The 20,957-nt window shown below is 46.5% G+C and carries 21 protein-coding genes; 13 read left to right on the forward strand and 8 right to left on the reverse strand.

What is annotated here, in order from left to right:
- Window positions 1–250: hypothetical protein (locus JGK14_RS23510; RefSeq protein WP_293236594.1), on the forward strand; the 250-nt coding region annotated here is incomplete at its 5' end.
- A gap of 178 nt (window positions 251–428) precedes the next feature.
- Here JGK14_RS23510 and JGK14_RS23515 read toward each other — a convergent pair.
- Entirely contained in the window at window positions 429–1,619 is a 1,191-nt protein-coding gene (locus JGK14_RS23515; protein ID WP_293186779.1) for a cysteine desulfurase family protein, read from the reverse strand.
- Window positions 1,620–1,838: 219 nt separating this feature from the next.
- On the reverse strand, window positions 1,839–2,243 hold the full coding sequence (locus JGK14_RS23520; RefSeq protein ID WP_293186780.1) for a DUF7682 family zinc-binding protein: 405 nt from the start codon (window positions 2,241–2,243) through the stop codon (window positions 1,839–1,841).
- 190 nt (window positions 2,244–2,433) lie between these two features.
- On the opposite strand from JGK14_RS23520, the gene JGK14_RS23525 reads away from it, so the two are divergent.
- Together JGK14_RS23525 and JGK14_RS23530 are read left to right on the forward strand one after the other, a co-directional pair.
- Window positions 2,434–4,098 carry a DUF655 domain-containing protein gene (locus JGK14_RS23525; protein WP_293325606.1) on the forward strand — a complete coding sequence of 555 codons (1,665 nt, stop codon included), beginning with the start codon at window positions 2,434–2,436 and terminating at the stop codon, window positions 4,096–4,098.
- Between the two features lie 284 nt (window positions 4,099–4,382).
- Window positions 4,383–5,033, forward strand: a complete 651-nt coding sequence (locus tag JGK14_RS23530; protein WP_293208548.1) for a hypothetical protein — start codon at window positions 4,383–4,385, stop codon at window positions 5,031–5,033.
- 208 nt (window positions 5,034–5,241) lie between these two features.
- Here the strand turns inward: JGK14_RS23530 and cax are convergent, their stop codons facing one another.
- The 5 genes from cax to JGK14_RS23555 all read right to left on the reverse strand — a co-directional run bounded on the left by cax (window position 5,242) and on the right by JGK14_RS23555 (window position 10,586).
- Window positions 5,242–6,333: a calcium/proton exchanger gene (cax, locus tag JGK14_RS23535; protein WP_293219945.1), complete on the reverse strand. Its 1,092-nt coding sequence runs from the start codon at window positions 6,331–6,333 to the stop codon at window positions 5,242–5,244.
- Window positions 6,334–6,443: 110 nt separating this feature from the next.
- Window positions 6,444–6,902: a hypothetical protein gene (locus JGK14_RS23540; RefSeq protein ID WP_293186784.1), complete on the reverse strand. Its 459-nt coding sequence runs from the start codon at window positions 6,900–6,902 to the stop codon at window positions 6,444–6,446.
- Window positions 6,903–7,671: 769 nt separating this feature from the next.
- Complete coding sequence (locus JGK14_RS23545; RefSeq protein ID WP_293186785.1) at window positions 7,672–8,295, reverse strand: DUF6391 domain-containing protein; 624 nt, start codon at window positions 8,293–8,295, stop codon at window positions 7,672–7,674.
- Window positions 8,296–8,343: 48 nt separating this feature from the next.
- Window positions 8,344–9,081, reverse strand: a complete 738-nt coding sequence (locus JGK14_RS23550; RefSeq protein WP_293155568.1) for an MORN repeat-containing protein — start codon at window positions 9,079–9,081, stop codon at window positions 8,344–8,346.
- A 44-nt stretch (window positions 9,082–9,125) separates the two neighbouring features.
- Window positions 9,126–10,586 carry a hypothetical protein gene (locus tag JGK14_RS23555; RefSeq protein WP_325315551.1) on the reverse strand — a complete coding sequence of 487 codons (1,461 nt, stop codon included), beginning with the start codon at window positions 10,584–10,586 and terminating at the stop codon, window positions 9,126–9,128.
- 225 nt (window positions 10,587–10,811) lie between these two features.
- Here JGK14_RS23555 and JGK14_RS23560 point away from each other — a divergent pair, with 225 nt between their 5' ends.
- From JGK14_RS23560 to JGK14_RS23585, 6 genes are all read left to right on the forward strand, one after another.
- Entirely contained in the window at window positions 10,812–11,465 is a 654-nt protein-coding gene (locus JGK14_RS23560) for a retropepsin-like aspartic protease family protein (protein WP_293325608.1), read from the forward strand.
- A 220-nt stretch (window positions 11,466–11,685) separates the two neighbouring features.
- The gene (locus JGK14_RS23565; RefSeq protein WP_293186789.1) at window positions 11,686–11,874 is read left to right on the forward strand and encodes a hypothetical protein; all 189 of its coding nucleotides are present in this window, start codon (window positions 11,686–11,688) and stop codon (window positions 11,872–11,874) included.
- Between the two features lie 9 nt (window positions 11,875–11,883).
- A complete protein-coding gene (gene gpmI, locus JGK14_RS23570; RefSeq protein ID WP_293208539.1) occupies window positions 11,884–13,485 on the forward strand; it encodes a 2,3-bisphosphoglycerate-independent phosphoglycerate mutase in 1,602 nt (533 codons plus the stop codon).
- Between the two features lie 243 nt (window positions 13,486–13,728).
- A complete protein-coding gene (gene secG, locus JGK14_RS23575; RefSeq protein ID WP_293155559.1) occupies window positions 13,729–13,968 on the forward strand; it encodes a preprotein translocase subunit SecG in 240 nt (79 codons plus the stop codon).
- 111 nt (window positions 13,969–14,079) lie between these two features.
- Window positions 14,080–14,817, forward strand: coding sequence for a peptidase (locus tag JGK14_RS23580; RefSeq protein ID WP_293318129.1), 738 nt, complete (start codon window positions 14,080–14,082; stop codon window positions 14,815–14,817).
- A gap of 109 nt (window positions 14,818–14,926) precedes the next feature.
- Window positions 14,927–15,394 carry a bis(5'-nucleosyl)-tetraphosphatase gene (locus tag JGK14_RS23585; protein ID WP_293186792.1) on the forward strand — a complete coding sequence of 156 codons (468 nt, stop codon included), beginning with the start codon at window positions 14,927–14,929 and terminating at the stop codon, window positions 15,392–15,394.
- Window positions 15,395–15,685: 291 nt separating this feature from the next.
- Here JGK14_RS23585 and JGK14_RS23590 read toward each other — a convergent pair whose 3' ends face one another.
- The gene (locus JGK14_RS23590) at window positions 15,686–16,165 is read right to left on the reverse strand and encodes a rhodanese-like domain-containing protein (protein WP_293198472.1); all 480 of its coding nucleotides are present in this window, start codon (window positions 16,163–16,165) and stop codon (window positions 15,686–15,688) included.
- 251 nt (window positions 16,166–16,416) lie between these two features.
- Between JGK14_RS23590 and JGK14_RS23595 the strand changes: the two genes are divergently transcribed.
- From JGK14_RS23595 to JGK14_RS23610, 4 genes are all read left to right on the forward strand, one after another.
- Window positions 16,417–16,593 carry a hypothetical protein gene (locus JGK14_RS23595; RefSeq protein WP_293203435.1) on the forward strand — a complete coding sequence of 59 codons (177 nt, stop codon included), beginning with the start codon at window positions 16,417–16,419 and terminating at the stop codon, window positions 16,591–16,593.
- Between the two features lie 139 nt (window positions 16,594–16,732).
- Entirely contained in the window at window positions 16,733–17,455 is a 723-nt protein-coding gene (locus JGK14_RS23600) for a hypothetical protein (RefSeq protein WP_325315552.1), read from the forward strand.
- Window positions 17,456–17,502: 47 nt separating this feature from the next.
- Window positions 17,503–19,482: an ATP-binding protein gene (locus JGK14_RS23605; protein WP_293231956.1), complete on the forward strand. Its 1,980-nt coding sequence runs from the start codon at window positions 17,503–17,505 to the stop codon at window positions 19,480–19,482.
- Between the two features lie 2 nt (window positions 19,483–19,484).
- Window positions 19,485–20,951 carry a DUF1802 family protein gene (locus JGK14_RS23610; protein WP_325315553.1) on the forward strand — a complete coding sequence of 489 codons (1,467 nt, stop codon included), beginning with the start codon at window positions 19,485–19,487 and terminating at the stop codon, window positions 20,949–20,951.
- The last annotated feature ends 6 nt before the right edge of the window (window positions 20,952–20,957 follow it).

The raw sequence follows: 20,957 nt of genomic DNA on the forward strand, positions 1-20,957 counted from the left end.
ACCAAATTACGGCGGTTGGAAACCGCGTCTACACAAACGATGTCCGCCTCCGCGGACTAAAGAAGATAACGTAATTTCACCGCCTTTTCTTCAACCCGCAGAGGCGGGTTTTGTCTGTGTAGACGCGGTTTCCAACCGCCGGGTTTCCAACCGTCGGGTTTCCAACCGCCGGATTTCCAACCGCCGGGTATTCAACCGCCTTGAATTGTCGGTGGGTGGCCAGAAACCGGGTTTTTGCGAGGATATTTGATGGGAGGCGAAGATATAGGAAAAAACCAAATTACGGCGGTTGGAAACCGCGTCTACACAAACGATGTCCGCCTCCGCGGACTAAAGAAGATAACGTAATTTCACCGCCTTTTCTTCAACCCGCGCCCGATTTCCAACCGCCCGATTTCCAAGCACCCAATATTCCACCGCCCAGTTTTCTAATTCCTGCACAATGCTACCTTGGGCATTAATCTATCTAAGATTTGTGCGATCGCAATTACCGTCCAATCAATATCAGCTTCAGTTGTTTCGCGTCCCAGTGTCAAGCGAATTCCACCAACCGCACCGCTTTCGTCATATCCCATTGCCAATAATATCGGACTAGGCGTGAGTTTACCACTGCTACAAGCCGCACCGGAACTAATGCCAATTCCGGCTAAATTTAGCTGTCTCACGAGAGTTTTGCCTGTGATTCTCTCTGTGTCTCTCTTTTGGTAAGGGCGACAGGATGGGGAGACAATGCAAAAACTGGTGTGGTGCGGCAGTCGGTAATATCGATCGCCCGTCGGGACTAAACTGGGTATGTCAGCTAATTTGTCAAAAAGTCGATCGCGCAATCCAATCAACCTCGGCGTTTCCACATCCATTTCCTGCACAGCCAACTCCGCCGCCACTCCAAAACCGACGATAGCGGGCAGTGCTTGCGTCCCTGAACGCAGTTTCAACTCTTGTCCTCCCCCGCCGAACATTGGCACCAATTCTAGTCCTGGACGCACGTACAGCGCCCCTGCACCTTGCGGCCCGTAAAGTTTGTGACTGGAAAGCGAAAGCAAGTCTACGGGCAGTTTTTGCACGTCAATCGGCAATTTACCGGCAACTTGAACTGCATCGGTATGGAACAGGATATTGCGATCGCGCGCAATTTGCGATAATGCTTCTATGGGTTGCAGTGTACCAACTTCGCTTTGTCCGTAGATGATGGAAATTAGCACTGTGTGCGATCGCAGTGATTCTTGCAAATCCAAAGGATGAATTCGCCCATGTTTATCGACTGGTAATCGAGTTACTTCCCATCCCAATTCTTCGAGTTGTCGCACTGGTTCTGATACTGCGGAATGCTCAACACTGGAAATAATGATATGCTGCGGTTTTGTATAAAGACGCGCAACTCCCATAATTGCTAAATTATCCGCTTCAGTGCCGCCCGAAGTAAAAATCATCGATTCGGGTAGCGCATTAATCAGCCCAGCAACCTGCATTCTGGCTAATTCTAAAGCAGTCGCCGCCCTTTGTCCCCACTCGTGCAAACTAGAAGGATTTCCCCAGTATTGAGTCAGAGCTTTTTGCATAGCATCAATTGCTTCTGGGCGTGTCGGCGTTGTAGCGCTATAGTCGAGGTAAATTTGCATTGCTTTAATTAAATGACGAACTAATAATGAATGATTGACTACCTAATGAATAAAGCACTTATCCTAAAGGCATAAATGATTATTGACTCATGACTCATAATTCTTAAATTATGACTGATAACAATTGCTAACTCCCAACTGCTAACTCCCAACTGTCAACTCCCCGCTGTCAACTGTCAACTCCCCACTGTCAACTGTCAACTATCAACTGTCAACTGTCTAATGACTCCCAGGTTTGCAGACATTGTAGTCTTCATGGGACAAGACTTTTTGGGGAATTAAGAAAGTGCCGCAATCTTCACAAAGCATTCTGTAGTTGCGGGTTACAGGAATACTCACAATCCAGCGGTTGTGACGCAGGCGTTTGCCGCCGAAATCTCTGTAATTCTTATTTTCCCCCAAAGCTGCTATAATAGCGCGAGCTTTAGTAACTACATGGTCGGGTAGACCTCTGAGATCGATCGCATCTCTAGCAAATGATGCTTCCCTCTCTTGTTTTTGGGTCTGTTTTTCGGCCAGCAGTTCAACTGATTGCTGTTGCGCTATCAACTCTTGCGTACACCGATGGCACGCTTTACCATATCCCCTGTGACCACAATCAAAAATTGTTTTTCTTTTAGCCATAAAGCATCAGTATCGGGTTTGACCCACGCCCCTGAATGCTGCTACCCTACCAGTGATGCTTCCGGCATCGAGGCAGTTCTACAAGACGCAAAATCTATTCCCTGTCATAAATTTAATAGTTTTAACTTTCCTCGATCCAATATCTTTCCACTCTGAATAGACTGATGACCTCAATAAAATTTTAAATTTTGTGAATGTACTTTATTATAATTTACCAGGTTTGTGTTGTGTTGGATTGCTGGCGATCGCCCTAGCGGCTTGCGGACAAGCAAAGCAGGACGTGCAGAATTTACCTCCCACTCTCGCTCCGCTGCCTCAAGACCCCTTGTTGCAAGTATACTTCAATCAGTCGCTCACTTCGAGTTATACAGAGCCTTACCGCCCGCAAACTAGACCTGGAGACGATTTAGAAAAGTTAATCGCCGAGGCTGTAGCCAATGCTGAATCGACCGTAGATATAGCGGTTCAGGAGTTTCGCTTACCTGGTATTGCACGAAGGTTGGCCGATCGCGCGCGCGCTGGAATTAAAGTCAGATTAATTGTCGAACATCTGTACAATCGCCCTTGGAGCGATTATACAGCCCAGGAGTTGGCAAAGTTACCGGAACGAGAGCGCGATCGCTACAGCGAATTTCTGCAACTAGCCGATACCAATAAAGACGGTAAATTTAGTGCCGAGGAAATCAAGCAAAATGATGCTTTGGTAATTCTCAAAGATGCGGGGATTCCTGTAATTGACGATACTGCTGACGGCAGCAAAGGCAGCGGTTTGATGCACCACAAATTTGCAGTAATTGACGGCAAAACAGTCATCGTAACTTCGGCGAATTTTACCACCAGCGATATCCACGGCGATTTCAAAACAGCAGCAAGTCGCGGCAATGCCAACAATCTGCTAAAAATTGCCAGCCCTAAATTAGCGCAAATATTTACTCAAGAATTTAACATCATGTGGGGCGACGGGCCCGGTGGTAAACCGGATAGCAAGTTTGGCATCAAAAAGCCGTTTCGTCAAGTGCAAAAAGTGAGAGTTGGTAATGCAACTGTTGCGGTGCAATTTTCACCAACAAGTGCGACTTTGCCTTGGGAACAAAGCGTTAACAGTTTGATAAATCGCACTTTAGCAAAGGCAAAAAAATCTGTTAATTTGGCACTCTTTGTATTTTCGGCGCAGCGGTTGTCAAATACTCTGGAACTTGAATCTAGGCGCGGTGTAGCGGTGCGAGCTTTGATTGACCCAAATTTCATTTATCGCCCTTACAGCGAAGGTTTAGACATGATGGGGGCGACTTTCATGCAGGATTGCGGCGGCTTAGAAGCGGACAATCGCCCGTGGAAAAAGCCGCTGACTACAGTGGGAGTGCCGCTGTTACCAATGGGCGATCGCCTGCACCACAAATTCGGCGTTATCGACGGAAATACCGTGCTGACAGGCTCTCACAACTGGAGTGAGGCTGCAAATCACGGGAATGATGAGACGTTATTGGCGATCGACAGCCCGACGGTTGGGGCCCATTTTGAGCGGGAGTTCGATCGGCTTTACAAAGGTGCAATCTTGGGAATTCCCGCCCGAATCAAACAGAAAATTGACGCTAAGCAAAAAGAGTGTAAATCAGTCCAAGCAACATCAAAACCTGCGAATCCTCAACCGCAAAGTGGTGGTAAAAACTTAATTAATTTGAATAGCGCGACTCAAGAAGAACTAGAAACTTTGCCAGGGGTTGGCCAGAAGTTAGCCGAGAAAATTATTGCAGCGCGGGAAAAGCAGCCTTTTGAGTCTTGGGAGGATGTCGAAAGATTGCCAGGAGTAGGAAACAAGGCTATAGACAAATGGCGCGATCGAGTAACATTTTAAAGTAGGGTGCGTCAGCTATGGTGATTTAATTAATTAATCATCTAGCAACTACAAACCTGCACCATGAATACTTCATTCATTGGTGGAGAGACTAACCAGGAAGGACTAAAGTCCTCACTACAAACCTGCACCATGAATACTTCATTCATTGGTGGAGAGACTAACCAGGAAGGACTAAAGTCCTCACTACAAACCTATTTTATCGATCTTGACAACAGTTAAGCTTTCTAGTTAAACTTACATTCAAATAAAATGCACTTTTTTCATATTGGAGGTATAAAGAGATGAAACGCGCCAGATATTTTACGGGGAAGCGACCAATCAAATTCCTAGCTTTTTTGATTGGTGCAATTTTAGTCACACTAGCAGCTTTCACAGTCAGCGCCCAGCAGACTAGCGAAGCACAATTTCGGGTAAAGAACGAAAACAGTTTTAATATTAACATGATTCAATTCAAGCGCGTTGAATATGTAGGTCAGTGTCCCGGAAGTGGCATCTCCCCTGATTCGCAAAGCGCTCGATTTGTTTCCAGCAAGACTCCCCCCGGCCCTAACAGAAGAGTGCTGATTAAAAATGTGACCGATGGCATGGAAACTGACCCCTATCCTTACACAGATAGAAGTTATGACAAAGGTGAGTTTTCCGAAAGTTTTGGATTTAAGTTAGCAAACAGTCACAAAACAAGAACTTTTTCGGTGTTAGAGGGCGAAAATAAATTTGCCTATGAAATCAAAGAAAATAACCAAATTATAGAACAGGGTGCGCTTACCGCTCAAGTTTCTGTACAAAATTTAGGTACTTTTCCACGTCAGCAAGTTTGTGAGAACAAAGTCACTTCACAATGTCAGGATGATGCTGATTGTCGCGAGAGGAGGCGCAAAGGAAAAAGTTGCAGAATAGAGTGTGTTACTGTTCAAGAGTGTCGCTGTCCGTAATTTTAGGTATGTTGTTGCGCTTCAGCGCTCTTGGCTCTCCTGGGTTTATGGTGGATACGGTATCAGACACAACTGTTCGCGATTCTGTGATGCTCTCTTCGTCAAGGATATGCGGTTTGTTTATCACCACAGACTCAGGAGAGCCACGCTCTTAATATTAAGAGCGCTGAAGCGCAACAACATACCTTTATTTGATCTGACAGTTGCTTCAAGTAACAGGGTGAAAGTAAAATGCCGCAGCTAACACAATATATGTTGCTAAAAGTAGCACTCCTTCCAGCCAATTCGATCGCCCGTCAAGACTAATTAGATTAGCGATTGTCACCGCAATGGCAACTGCAACCACTTCAAACGGATTAAAGTTTAAATCCATCGGCTGATGAATCACGATACCGATAATCACCAACACCGGCGCTACCAGCAAAGCAACTAGCAAACTCGAACCCATCGCCACGGAAACTGACAAATCCATATTATTTTTCATCGCCACTCCCACCGCCGTTACGTATTCCGCCGCACCGCCCACAATCGGCAACAAAATTACACCTGTAAACAGTGGTGTTAATCCCAATCCTTTGGTAGTTTCTTCGACAACGCCCACAAAAATTTCTGATTCAAAAGCAACTGCAACTGTTGAGGCGACTAGCACTCCTATCCACAGCCACAAATTCGGTTTGTGTGCAGTTGATTCATCGGTATTTTCAGAATCTTCTAACTCTAGTATGCCGACTTCGTAAAGATAGCTGTGAGTTTTTAAGGAAAATAGCAGCGTTAGTGCGTAAACTGCAATTAGGACGATCGCAGTTATTAACGAAAGATTCTGAATGGCTGCGGGTTCCACTCCATTCGACGTGTAAATTACCATCGTCGGCAGCAGAATCGCAATCACTGCTAGAGTCATGGTGGAACCGTTCACCCGCGCGATAATTGGCTTGAATTCCTGTTCTTTGTAGCGGATTCCCCCTAGCAGCATGGAAAATCCCATCACCAAGAGCAAGTTGCTGATAATTGTGCCGGTGATGCTGGCTTTCACGATGTCAATCAAGCCGGCTTTCAGGGCTACTATGGCAATAATTAATTCCGTAGCATTCCCGAAGACTGCATTTAATAAGCCGCCGATGGAGGGCCCTGTGACGATCGCCACTTCTTCTGTTGCTGTGCTCAACCAAATCGCCAGAGGTATAATGCCTAGGGCGGATGTGATGAAAACTACCAGAGACCCCCAGTGCAAATATTCGGCGGCGATGGAAATGGGGATGAAAATTAACAGCGCTATGGAAAGAATTTTTTTGATTGACATAGGGACTCGGATGTGTATTGAAGGTGAGTTCGAGTTGCCAGGGCGATCGCCAAATTGATTTTATATCAATATGCTTGGGATAAGAAGATCGGGCGCTTTCAACCGCCGTGTTATCGGAGAAACAGTGCACCATCATTCCGAATGCTTAAAGATCTTTTATCCAAACCTAAATCATTTGTCTCGTCTAATCTTACTTCTACTGTGCCTTCACCAACGGGTTTTAAACTCGCTTTCAATAATGCGCCGTCTTGTCGCCTAAATACAATGGATGCAGGTAGTGTCAATGCTTGCAGCGCGACTGTTGAATTTTCGGCTAAGGTGCGGCGGTTAGTTTGTCCAACTACTTGATAAAATAGTCGATCGCTGGTTTTATTCGTTAATCTCACATTAGCTTTGCCATTAACGGGAACCATCTTGCCGTCGGGAACTCTTTCTGGTTCGTTAGCTTGGGCAATTTCCCTCGCAAAACTCGCATTGTGACCCAAAGGTAAAAAGCTGTTGCCTGCTAGGGCTAATGTGACTGCCAGCAGGCTTGCTAGACTGGTTTTGTCGATCGCTAGTTTGCACATTTTTTTGATTGACTTTTGATCTAAAAATTCTAACAAGCAATTTTACCTGATGCTGCTCTCTTCTGGCAAGTCGCCTCAGAAGTCAATCCGAGCTTTTCATAGCTGACGCCTTGATTGTGAAGATGGAAACTGAATATAATAGAAATTTATCGAGCTACCAAAAAATATATTTCTCATTGTGTAGTGCCAGTTAGTGAATTAAATTAAGTTAATGCTTAACCAGAATTGACGTTTGAATAGTATCGTTTTTATGATACCGATTCTGATATATAAATCCGTTTTTATAAAAATGAGGTACGTTGTTGGGCTTCAGCCCTTCTTAGATTTATAACAAGTAGGTACGTTGTTGGGCTTCAGCCCTTCTTAGATTTATTACATAGCAAGTTATGCTGCTAAAAACTGCATTTACGAATTATCTCTCATCTTTTTGAGAAAAGCTATATAGCCTTTCTCAAAAAGATGAGGTATGACTGACAGCTCCTACAACCACTTAATAAACTAAGAGGGCCCAAGCCCAACAACGTACCTAATCTATATAAGAAAAGCTATAATACAAATAATATGGCAGAAGGAAGAATGAAAAAGGCAGAATGAAAAAGGCAGATGGCACCTTAAAAAAGGTACGTTGTTGGGAAAAGAGCGCTCTTTTCCCAACAACGTACCCAAAAAATCCTTTATTGTGACACTGGCATCCTGGACTCAAAAAGGAAGAATGAAAAAGGAAAAATGAAGATTTGCCCCTCTCTCCCCGTCTCCCTTGCCGTCGCAGCTATTCAACCCAACGCACGCGCACAAAATGAGCTTCCCGTCCCCAGAAGTCCTGACTGACAGAAATATCAACAATACTCAAATTAAACGGAATAGCAGTTGTGACGTAGCGCTGAGCCAGAGCTCCCACATCGGGAGCTAACTGAGCTGCTGTCGCCGCCGCCGCACCCAAACCCAAAAGTTGCAGAATGGGCCCCTTCGGTAGAGCTAAATTGATGCCGACAGCAAGTCCAGCAGTCAGTAGCATTGCCACCGACAAGTTGGTGCCACAGCGGGGATGTACGGCTAAATCCCACTCTCCGCTGGCAATCCGCTGCAAAGCTAATTGCACTGCATGACGCAACTGTGCAATGTTAACGCGGCCGTACAGATAAAATCCTTGGTCAGTGGACATTCCGCCCAATAACTGATTATCTGCTCTTGCTGTCGGCGTACCGCCAGATTGGCTGAGTACCCAAACCGTAGCGTGTTCCAAAGCATGAACTTGGCGCAAAGTCAAGATTTCCTTCAAACCCGGAACAAAATCTAGCTGTCTTAATAAGTCAGCATCTTGAGTCTGCTGCGGGGCAAAGTCAAAAGGAATTTGGCTGGCGTGCCCAGAACTAGAAGCAGCATTTGTCGTCATGTCAAAAGGCCTCCACTAATGTCCGATCGCAAATTTTAGCAGCGAGATTCAAGGTTGAACGCGCTTGCCTGCCCGAAACTCTCCAGAAAAGCGTCTACCTTTAGCATCTGTAATTACGCCTCTACCGTGAGGCAATCCCTTACGAAATTCGCCTTCGTAGCGAACGCCGTTGGGGAAACTGCAACTACCTTTACCGTCTAGCTTTTCGTTGAAAAACTGACCGTCGCAGCGAGTGCCGTCCGATCGAGTAAACACTCCGCGACCAAATGGATTTCCTGCGAAAAATTGTCCGGCGTAGCGATCGCCCGTGGCAAAGATAAATTGCCCTTGACCGTGTGGCTGACTGCTTGGAGCGCTGCCACCTACTTGTTGAACAATTTCAAATGTTCCTCTGTAGCGATCGCCCGTGGCAAAAATAGCTTCTCCCCTAACGATCAGACCGTTGCGGAACTCTCCTACCATGCGGTCATCGTTGGCGAACAGGAATGTGCCTTGACCGTTGGGCACGCCGTTACGAAACTGTCCTTCATAGCGATCGCCCTTGGAGTATACGTATATTCCTTGTCCCTGAGGTCTGCCGTTGACGAAAGTTCCTTCATAATTGTCGCCATTTTCGTAGTTGCACTTGACTCTACCGTTCGGGGGAGAGCCTTCGCAAACCGGAGGGCGCTTTTGTTCTGCTGCTGGCGCCGCCAATGACGATTTAGTATTGGCTAGCAGTGAGAGGCATCCTACCCCCGTGCCAACCAACATGAATATTCCGAGTTGTTTAATTGAGCGAAGCATGACGGTTCTCAATTTTTTTTCTAAGGATTGAGCTAAATTTTGCATTAAATTGGGTTCTGGGCAACTCGGGGAGATTTTTCTCCCACAATTTTAGAAACCTCTACACCGTTTTCTTCTAGAACCACAATCGGATCGGCTCCTGATTTGAAATCAACCCGTTTGATTAGCACCTGCCCGCTGGCAATCCGCTGTCCTACTTTGATATATCGACTTGTTGGCTCGTTAGGTGCTTTCACAATTACCAGTATGTCATTACCAACTCTGACTACGCCACTAACTTCAACTCCTTTGGCATTGTCTGTCGAAGGCGGTGGCGGTGGTGGTGCGGGGGGTGGTGGTGGATTCGGGTCTTGCCACGAGGGCGGCGGTGTTAATTCCGGCAGCTTGGGCAGACCGGGCAATTCTCTGGTGGCGATATTGGGAATGTTGGGAGGGCGGGGCGGGCCGGGCGGGCGGGCGGCGATCGCTGGCGGGCGTCCCGGTGTTGCTCCTGGCCGTCCCGGTGTCTGGGCCGGTCGTCGCGTCCCTTGGGGGCCTGCCGTCGTGCCTCTTGGGAAGCCCGGTATAGAGGGAACTCCCGGTATTGATGATGCCGGAGCTCCTGCTATATCTGGGGAACCTGCTGGTCTGGCTCCGGGGCGTCCTGGTCTGGTACCGGTACCGCCGGTGGTGCCTGTTGGGAAGCCCGGTATAGAAGGCACTCCCGGTATTGATGCCGGATTTCCCGCGACGTTTGGGGCACCTGCCGGTCTGGATCCGGGGCGTCCGGTGCCGCCGGTTGAGCCTGCTGGAATGCCCGGTATTGACGCCGGATTTCCTGCGACGTTTGGGGAGCCTGCTGGTCTCGCTCCGGGGCGTCCGGGAGCTGCTTGGGGACGCGCTGAAATTGGAGGCCGCCATTGGGGTACGGGGGTTAGCGGCAGGTTGGGAAGACTTGACACCTGTGCGGGGCTTTGAGCTTTGGGAAGTTCGGCAACTGTGCCGCCGCCCGGTGCCCTTTTCGATCCCGGTACTGGCGTCCACCGAGGTGGGTTTCTCTCGTCTGGCAGCTTGGGCAGACTTGGAACTTGTCTGACTGGGAGGTTGGGGAGTTCGTTGCCCGCTGTCCCGCCACCGTCTGTTTTGAGTGGTTGAGGGGGAAGGACTGAGAATGGGTCATTTGCTTGGCCGGGGACAGATGTCTGTGGAATTGCCCTTGGGGCTGTCTTTTTGCCATCAATGTCTGCTTGAGCTTGTCTGGCGCGATCGTCAGGGTTTGTCGATCGGATCAAGCCGGGGGGCTGGGCCGCTACTACTGGAGAGGGGAATGTCTGAGCTCCTGGTGTGGGACTTGCCACACCCCCGGTCGTTCCGGGAGCGTTGGCTGCTGGTGCCCCTGGTGTTGCACCCGGACTGATACTAGGACTAGGAGTGGGACTGGCTGTGTCGCCACCCCCGTCGCCGCCGCATCCCCCGATCGAGAAAGCCAGCATTCCTATAGTTGCAAAATATAAAAGTTTACGCATTACCGATCGTCCCCAAACGCCTGACTTTTAAGTGATCCAAATGGCAATTGCAGTTGCTGCCATTTGCCGCTTTTCAGTTTACCTGGTTTGATGGTATGCGATCGCTTTTAAATTGCCAAGTTTTCCGGACGATTTGATATTGAGGCGGGCCCTGGGTTTTCAAGAGCAGGTTAGGATATCAATGGTGGTGGTTCTTGCACATATTTAACTAATTAGGGCATGGTTATGGTGGCAAAAGTGATTCTGCAACGGATTTGGCGATCGGGCATTGTTTCTGTGGCTATTTTGGTAGGTCTGGGATCGGTGGGAAGCGGCAATGTGAATGCTCATTCGCATCAGCCAGAAACAAAGGTGATGGCATTGGTGCCACTTGTGAGTTCCCAGCAGCTCGATCGCACTTTAACAGCAGCCTCGGAAGCCACAAGTGGCAATGTGTATTCTCAGTTTCGCAGGGGCACCTCAAATCCTGGTGCCCAACCGCCAGCCAATCAACCAGCCTCTGGTGGGAATCAAAAGGTATTTCAAGCGAAAATCAAGCGCCGCGCGGGTGGGACACCTGTGATTGATGTGGTATTTAACGGTAACAAGACTTTTGAAATGATTGTCGATACCGGGGCGAGCGGCACTTTAATTACTCAGCGGATGGCTACTGCACTGGGAGTGAGGCAAGTGGGCACTGGGAGAGCGGGGATCGCTGACGGTAGCATTGTCGAGTTCCCCATTGGTTTGGTGCGATCGATTCGGGTTGGGGGTGCTGCCATCCAAAATGTCGAAGTGGCGATCGCCAAACAAATGGAAATTGGTCTCCTCGGTCACGATTTCTTTGGCAATTACGATGTGAAAATCAAAAAAGATGTTGTAGAGTTTTATGTCCGCTGAAACTGAGACAATTCAGAAACCAATTTTTATTTGCATACTGTTAAAGTTATTCGCAGCCCGGTCAAGGCTGTTTAATTTATTTTTTGAGCCACTAGCAAAATACGACCAAGTGTGGTATTGTTTTGAGTGTTTCCAGAGCAGTTTACCGTTGAACAATCCGGGAAAATCCGGCTGTCAAAGCACGGCCACTGTTGGCGCTATCGAGTAACAGTATCCAACGGTGGATTCAGAGTTCAAGTCAAGGCAATCAATTAGACAATTTGCCGATCGGGTGGAAATTAGTTTCCAAAATGCTGTGGCTGGGGGAATTATTGTTCGTGTTGTTGGGCCGCTGTACAAAATATATGAGCGGAAGATGTTCCGCAAAATCGGCAATAATGACGATCGAGAAATTAATTATTGTAAATAGGGTATTGGCATGGCACAAACGTCTGTATCTCCTGTAGTGCTGATTATTCTAGATGGCTGGGGTTATCGTGAAGAAAAAGACGGAAATGCGATCGCCTTAGCGAAAACACCCGTGATGGACAGTCTCTGGGCAGCTTATCCCAGAACTCTGATTAACACATCAGGTCGGGCGGTAGGGCTTCCAGACGGGCAAATGGGCAACTCGGAAGTCGGTCACTTAAATCTCGGCGCCGGCCGCGTGGTTCCTCAAGAGTTAGTGCGAATCTCGGATGCTGTCGAAGATGGTTCTTTGCTCGACAACCGGGCGCTGGTTAAACTTTGCGAGGAAGTGCGCCGTCGGGGCGGCAAGTTACACCTGACCGGTCTTTGTTCCGAGGGTGGGGTACACTCGCACCTGAGTCACATTTTGGGTTTGCTACAGCTAGCAAAAGCACAGGGAATTTCTGAAGTTTGCATCCACGCGATTACAGACGGCCGCGATACTACTCCGAAAGAGGGTGTAGAAGCTCTCAGCAAGATAGAAGGTTATATCAAACAAGTAGGAGTGGGTCGGATTGCTACCATCAGCGGCCGCTATTACGCGATGGACAGAGACAAACGCTGGGATCGGGTGAGCCGCGCTTATGAGGTAATGACGGTTGAGAGCGCACCTGATGGTCGATCGGCAGTTGATGTGTTGCAGGCCTCCTATGCTGAAGGAGTAACCGACGAGTTTGCAGTTCCGACTCGCATTGCCCCGGGAGCGGTGGCATCCGGGGATGGGATGATTTTCTTCAATTTTCGACCGGACAGGGCTAGAGAGTTGACTCAGGCTTTTGTAGCGCCAGATTTTAAGGGCTTTGAACGGCAGTTAATTGAGCCGCTGACCTTTGCGAGTTTTACTCAGTACGACCCCAAACTGTCGTCGGTACTGGTGGCTTTTGAACCCCAGAATTTGAACAATATTCTGGGTGAGGTGATTTCTAAGCACGGTTTGCGACAGTTGCGGACAGCGGAAACTGAAAAGTACGCTCACGTGACTTATTTTTTTAATGGGGGTCTGGAAGAGCCTTTTGAGGGGGAAGACCGCGAAATGGTGCAGAGTCCGATGGTGGCGACTTACGATGAGGCGCCGGAGATGTCGGCCGCTGAGGTGACGGATGTGGCGCTGGAGGCTTTGTCCAAGCGGATTTATTCGTTTGTGGTGCTTAACTACGCTAACCCGGATATGGTTGGTCATACGGGGATGCTGGATGCGACGATAATTGCGGTTCAAACTGTGGATAAATGTTTGGGGCGGCTGTTGACCGGGATTTCCCAAGCTGGGGGAACGGCAATTATTATTGCTGACCACGGAAATGCTGAGGTGATGTTCGACGAGAACGGGAATCCTTGGACGGCTCACACTACTAACCCGGTGCCCTTTATTCTAATAGAAGGCGAAGGTCTGAAAATTCCAGGTCACGGAGGGAATGTTGCTCTCAGGGCGGACGGCTGTTTGGCCGATGTGGCGCCGACGATTTTGGAGCTGTTGAGGTTGCCTCAGCCCCCGGAGATGACTGGAAAGTCTATGATTCAAGCTGCTGAATTTGAAGTTCGGGCTAATCGCACTCCGGTGCGGGTGCGGCTTTAGGAAGTCTGGGCTACAGGTAGGTAGGGTTAGGCAAGGTACGTAGTTGGGCTTCAGCCCTCTTTAGACATATATACAAAGAGGGCTAAAGCCCAACTACGTACCTATCTCTCTCCTGACTATAAAACCCCCCTGCTTTTTAAGGATGATTTAGGGGATCGGGCCTCGACTGCCCGGTTGTGTGCGATCGACTAAATTTGATATGATAATGAATTACCGATTACTAATTACCAATTAGCCCAAATTATGAATATTGTTTCTGTGTTACAAGTTATCTGGTCTTTGTCTGCTTTAGGACTTGTGGTTTTTGTATTGCTCCACAGTCCTAAAGGCGATGGCATTGGAGGAATTGGCGGACAAGCTCAATTATTTACCAGCGCTAAGAGTGCGGAAACAACTCTCAATCGGATTACTTGGGGTCTGTCTATTGTGTTTATGGGTTTGACTATTATTTTGAGTGCTGGTTGGTTGACTCCTAAGTTGTAAGATTAGGATTTTTAACCGCAGATGTAGGCAGATAAACACAGATTAACGCAGATGAAGTTGATATAATTTGTATTCATCTGCGTTTATTTGTGTGTATCTGCGGTCTGAAAAATGCGGTTGTTCAAAGTTTCGATAAAAGCTCGATTGCTGGCTGGTTTGGGATTGGCTTTATTTTGTTTTAGTCTCATAATTTTTACTCAGGTTAATGCTCCGGCGGCGAGTCTTTCTCTTTCTCCTCTCCCAAATACTTGGCCTTCTCCACGGGTTCACCCTTTACCACCAACGCTGGCTAATTGGCAAGATGCAACTAATAGCGGCGATTATTTCGATCGCATTAAACAGCCAAATGTCGGTCATTTGCTATGGTCGAAGTTCCCGATTCAGGTGTATGTGGAGCGTCCGGTTGAGGGGAATAAGTCTGAAGAATGGATAGCAGCGGTGTTGGGTGTTGTGCGGGAATGGGGGGTTTATTTGCCTTTGCAAGTCGTGGATAGTTCCGAGGCGGCTGATATTAGAATTTTACGTCAGGCTCCGCCTTTGCGTCAAGGGCTTTTGCGATCGCGATCGGGGGAATCCACCTATGAGTTGTACAATCGTCGGGATGGGGATAAAACAGTTTTATCTCATCGGTTTGCGGTTTATTTGAATCCGAATCAAGTGGGTAAGTATGTTCCGGCGACGGCGCGGCATGAGTTGGGGCACGCTTTGGGGATTTGGGGCCACAGTTTGCTGGAAACTGATGTGCTTTATTTTTCTCAGGTGCGGAATCCTCCGGCTATTTCTGCGAGGGATGTTAATACTTTGAAGCGGCTTTACGAACAGCCAACTCGGTTGGGATGGGAATTATAGTTTAAACCACAAATTCCCGGCGATTGGAAATCGCGTCTACACAAACGAAGTCCACCTGCGTGGACTAAGAGAAGATTCCGATTAGTTATTAATAGCAAAGAGAAAAAATATGAAAGATGAAGCTTTTGGCATTGTGCCAGTTTTTGCGACTGAAACTGATAGTTTGTTTTTGTTGATTCAACATCAAGCCGGACATTGGGCGTTTCCTAAAGGTCACGCGAATCCGGGGGAATCTGCGCTAGAAACGGCGAAGCGGGAGTTTGAGGAGGAAACTGGCATCCGCGATTGTGAAGTGGTTGAGGAGCCTAGTTTTGTGGAAAGTTATTCCTTTGTTAAGGAAGGGAAGCCTAGTTCTGTGCAACATTATTCCTCTGCTAAGGAAGGGGAATCAATTGAAAAGACTGTTACTTACTTTTTGGCTTTTGTAAATTCAATGGAAGTTCAGTTGCAAGTAGAGGAAGTTCAGAATCATGCTTGGAGTTCTTTTGAGGATGCAGTCAAGCAGATTACTTTTGATGGGAATCGGCAAATCTTGAGGGAAGTTAAAGCTTTTTTGGACGGCAAAAAAAAGAGTTAATATCAAATCTCCTTATCTACCCATAATTAAGTTTGTAGTAAGGACTTTAGTCCTATCTTAAAACTTTTATTCGCTAAGGACTGAAGTGGGTGCATCTCACTTTTGAAGAGGGCGAAGCATGACCGCATATAAGTTATTAGTTATAATCTCCTATTTTCTGCGGTCATGCTTCGCCCCTACGGATATATTCGCCAAAATGAGATGCACCCACTGAAGTTATTACTACAAACAAATTGTTCTGTTAGATACCCGACTTCTTCAAGAAGTCGGGTATCTAGGTTTTCTGTGAGATTATTTGTTAATTTTCTGGGCTTTGGCGTGATGTTGCAGGCGAGCGAAAACATTGTAGGCGGCGGGGCCTGGATTACCGTGTTCTAGAGCGCCGTCGATGGGGCCGTCGATGGCTTTCCAAGCTGGAATTCCGCCTTTTAGTTCGGCGACTTTTCTAAAGCCTGCTGCGCGCAGAAGATTGGCGGCTTCTGCTGTTTGTTCGTCGGTTTCGCCGTAGATGTAGATGTCGCGAACGGGTTCTAGGCTGGCTTTTGCTCGATCGACTAATTCGTCCATTGGCATTGGTACGGCGCCGGTAATGCGACTTTTATCGAAGCTTTCAAAATCGCGGGCGTCGATGATTGTCAGTCCGGGTTCGCCCCAATCTAAGCGGGCTTTGAGGTCGTGGCTGGATACTTGGGCTTTTAAACTGGGAGGGGTGGGAGTCAAATCTGGCAGTTTTTCTTTGATGTCTGCAATTTGGTCTGGAATAGTTTTCATGGGTAAAATTCTCTTCAATGCTTTGATTGCAATGTAACAAGATGTTTCGGTTGAATTCGTCTTTCTAAAGGCTGAATTGGGGATTGAACTAAAGTCGCAGTTAATCTGAATTGCTCGTGGTTGACTGTGGTTCGGAGCGCTATATTTGCTGAGGTTGCTAAGTTTTCAGTTGACAGTTGACAGTTGACAGTTGACAGTTGACAGTTGACTTCGGAGGGCGAGCTCTACCTGGAAGTCCGAGGATTGGAATAATGAATCGTCTGATTTTAATTTCTCCCGGGCTTGGGGCTTTAAACCAATTCTTTCTGGTAAGTGGGGTTGATTCCGATTGTTTTGATGGAAATGTACGATCGCTCTTATTGAGTGTAGATATTTTGAAGTGCGATCGATTGTCCAATCAGTCATTGTATCAAATACTCAGATTTTAGTCAATGCCAATTATTTTAAAATGAAGTTTGCATGGGTTGTGCGCGGTCTCGCGCGCTATTTTGCTGAGAAGTTGAGATGTTTTTTAACAAAATTTCTGGTAAGATTTGATACTAACAATAGGGATTTAAAGGTATGGATATGTCTGAGCAAAATGAAATTGCTGTGTCTAAAACTTTGACACCGGAAGAGCAAGCGGTTTGGGATGCGAAGGCGAAAGTTCGGGTATTGCTGAATTTGTGGGATTTGGGTGGCGGTCAGATTCCGGTTAAAAAGGGGGATTTGACTAAGCGGATTGTTCGCACTAATGAGACGAGTCAGAGGTATCTGGAAGTGCTCGCCCAGTTGCAGGAATCTGGGGCGATCGAGTATTCGCTGGTAAATCGGGTGACGCGGGTGGAGTTGAGCGCGAAGGGGAAAGAGGTTTTAGCGCAGGGCTTGAAAAGTCGGGATTCTCTGTTTGAGTTTGATGGTTCTCAAATCGGTACTCGGCTGGGAAATGCTCTGCTGAAGTGGATTCGGCATCAGGATGGTGCGGCGAGTGTTGCTGTGGAGACGGGGAAAAAGGATGCAGGGGCGATCGCCTCCTATGACAATTTTAAGGTTGTGGCGATCGATGTGTATGACAGCTTGAACCGGGATTATAACTTAGACGATTTAGTGCCGATTTATCGGATGCGACGGGCGATCGGGGAAAGAGTTGGGCGATCGGAGTTCAACGAGTGGCTGTTGGAAATGCAGGCTAATGATATTTTCCAGCTAATGGCAGGAGAAACGCAAGACATCACCCCAGATAAACGTGAAGACTCAATTACCATTCCTGGTGGTGCATTGCGTTACTACGCCAAGCGTTTGAATTCATAAAATTGCCCTCAATCTTTTTGTAGTTCGTTACCTCACACCCGATCGCCATGAACAATATATCAGTTTCTCCGATAGAAGCTCTCAATGCTGCCATCCAAAATCACAATCCCTTTAGCAAAGCTGGAATTGTCAAAGAACAAGATATTTGGGGAAAAGGCTTCCCCGATATTCCGACTCTAAATGCTCACGCTTCCGATGCCATTTTTCAGGCGGTTGAAAAAGTACAGACTACTCAATCGAGCCAAGAAAAAGTGACTTCACTGGTATTAACAGCTCAACAAGGAGTGGGGAAAAGCCACATTTTGAGCCGCACTCGCCACAGACTAGAAACTAATGGAGGTGCTTTGTTCGTTTATGCCAGTGTTAATAATTACACCGACTTAAACTTGATAAAATACCAATTTCAGCAAACTTTAGCTAACAGTTTGAGCCATACAGGCAGTCAAGGTGTCATGCAATGGCAGGAAATAGCCTCAGCAATGGCAAACGAAGGTTTCAAAGCTATCAATTCTGCTACACCGAATCTTTCTCCTCAAGAACTTCTCGATCGATTTGACAGAGTGTGTGCTAGCTGGGCTACAAAAAATAAAAATTTAATGAACACCCTCACTAAGCAAGTTCTCAAAACAAAATCAAAGGCAGACCCTTATATTGTTCGAGCTGTTTTGTGGACGTTATCAGAAGCTGAAACACCTTTTGCTATCAAATGGTTATCAGGTGAAGAGTTAGATAAATCTAAAGCTGAGGAACTAGGATTGCCCGCTAATTCTGGGAAGACTAATCAGGACAGAGAAGCCGAATCTCTGAATAACATCCAGCAAATTTTGAATTTGGTGAGTTACTACAGTCCTGTAATCATTTGTTTTGATGAAATAGATGTAAATACAAGTTGTAGAGATGATGGCTTGACAACACCCCAGGTAATTGCCGATCTAGTTAAGCGTTTGTACGATACTCTCGAACACTCAGAACTCGGTCAAGGTTTGGTTGTTATCACAGTAATGATGCCGTATACGTGGACAGATACTGTTAACGTAATGTCTGGTGGCATACCCGATCGACTTTCAACATACACGCAGCGGAAACCAATCGATTTAAAATATTTGAACGGCGATTCTTTAGTCGATTTAGTCCAATTGTGGTTACAAGATTTTTATCAAATCAGGAATTTAAACCCTCATCATCCGGTCTACCCATTTGAAGAAAGTCAACTGAGAGAATATGGCAGAGGTAAGCCAACGGTACGGGAAGCTTTGACATGGTGTGCCGAGAATTTTCAAGTTTTTATACCTCCAGTACCTGAACTTCCAGAAGATCCAGTTGAGAGGTTTGAGTTGGCTTTAACCAAGGAACTTGAGGCAGACATCCGAGAGTATATGGAGGATAATTCCACAATTGCTAAGGCTATTTACTTTGGCTTTGAAACATTGAAAGGTCAGACGATTGACAAGGTAACAGTTGATGAAATTACCGCAGAGATTAAACCCAAAGCAAAAAATGCGGAGTGGATAAAATTCAAGATAATTGGTACTGAAAACGGAAGAGCTATCAAGATTGGTGTTGCGATTCTCCAATCTTCTCAATCTGAATTAGTTGCTGGATTAAAGCGCTTAATTGATTATCAAACCTTTGATTTGACGCGCGGTTGTTTAGTGCGTTCCCAATCAAAAATAGAGACGATCAAGAAGAATTCTAAAGCCTACAAGCTACTAGAAGAACTCGTCTCATTTGAAAAAGGCGGTGAGGTGGTGTATTTGATTGAAGATCAAATCAAACCATTACTCGCTGTCCGTGCTGTTTGTAAAAAATGCCGAGATTACAATTTAACAGAAGACCAAGTTTGGGATTTCATATCTCAGAAACAGCTCACTTTTGAGAATCTTTTATTGCGGGAAATTTTGAGCGATCCTTCCGGTGAAATGCCTGCGGTTGACGATGAAGATGAAAACCTACTTTTAGAAGACATTTTCAACCCTCCCAGCAGTGATGATACAGATGATGGAGATCTAAGTGACCTATTTAGTTAACAATGAGCAAATCAATTTTGCTTCAAACAGCTCTGGCTTTACCAAACCCAGATATTGAGGCTTTAATCCAAGGACGAATGATTGTAGCTATGCCTCGGATGTTTCTGAATCCGGGGCGGACATTTGCTTTGTATCCAGCCAATCTTTCGGTTGATTTGCTATCTGGCGATCGACATTATCGATCGCACTTTTTGCCCATTGCTCAAAAGGCACTTGCTCAGTTAAATTCTGAAACGGTTTTGATAACAGCTTGGGCTAGGTGCGAATTGTGCCAAATGCTGAACGATCCTGAATCATTAGAGGCTTTGTCGCAGTTAACAGTCTGGACAACAGAGGCATTACAGCAAACTGTCCTAGAAAAACCTTATCTTTTTCTAGCTTATCTTCGCGTCTATCTGCTACCTCAGCCGTTTGAAATACCAGTGCAATCTAGTGGCAATTTTGTATCTTTGTCAAAATCCCTAAATGTTACTGATTCAACGCCTGTGTTGAGCGAGTCTATCTTCGCTAAACGCCGTCAAAAGCTCGAAAAACTAGAGCCTCCCGAACATCCAGAATTGGAAGAGTTGCAAAGTGCATTAGTGCATTTATCCAATACTAACCCAAACGCTAAACAACTCGATGCCGAAATTAAAATATTTCTAGGTTGGTCGGAAAATTTACCAACAACAAAACCCGATCCAGATTTAGATTGGATTAAAACGATCGCACAAATCGGCAACTCTAGCGACGGTAATGGCTTTGAAAAATTAGTCCGCAAAGGTTTTATCAAGCTAGGTTTCGGAAATTCTAACCACAAACCAGAAGCCAGTCTCGATCCCGAATCAACCGGGGGCGCTGGCGGATTAGATTTCTACTGTGAAACTCCCTATCAGGTAGTGGGAGAATGCAAAGCTACCAAAAGTGAAACCGTAGCTGATGGAACGCCCGCGCAACTTATCAAGTTAGGACACAAGCATCTTCAGGAACAATACAACTGCTGTATTAAGATAATTATGGCCGCTGGTCAGTTAAATAGACACGCTAACAAAACTGCTATCGGAAACCACATGAATGTAATTCGCCCGGAAACATTGCAAAGATTAGTTGAACTCAAAGCTAAGCAACCAGGTTCGATCGATCTATTACAGTTAAAACCTTGTTTGGAACAACAGCCGTTTGGTGAGGAAGCCGATGCTAAGGTTAATCGCTATATTGACGATGTGCGGGAAAAGCTTAAAGTGCGATCGCACGTTCTTTCTATTCTGAAAAAGTATTTAGAAACTACAGGTTCTAAAAGAGCCAGCGTTGATTCTTTGAGCGGTGCGTTTTCAATGTCTAACCCACCCAAGCAATTGTCCCGTGAAGAGTTGCACGAAATTTTAGTAGAACTTTCTTCTCCGCTGACAGGTTATGCAGGGCGAATTAAAGGAGATAGTTTGGGGCGCGATCGCTTTTATTTCCTGCGTGATTTGTTATTAGATGATTGAGGTAGA

Origin of the sequence: Microcoleus sp. PH2017_28_MFU_U_A (assembly GCF_020738035.1) — a bacterium.
Classification (GTDB): domain Bacteria; phylum Cyanobacteriota; class Cyanobacteriia; order Cyanobacteriales; family Microcoleaceae; genus Microcoleus.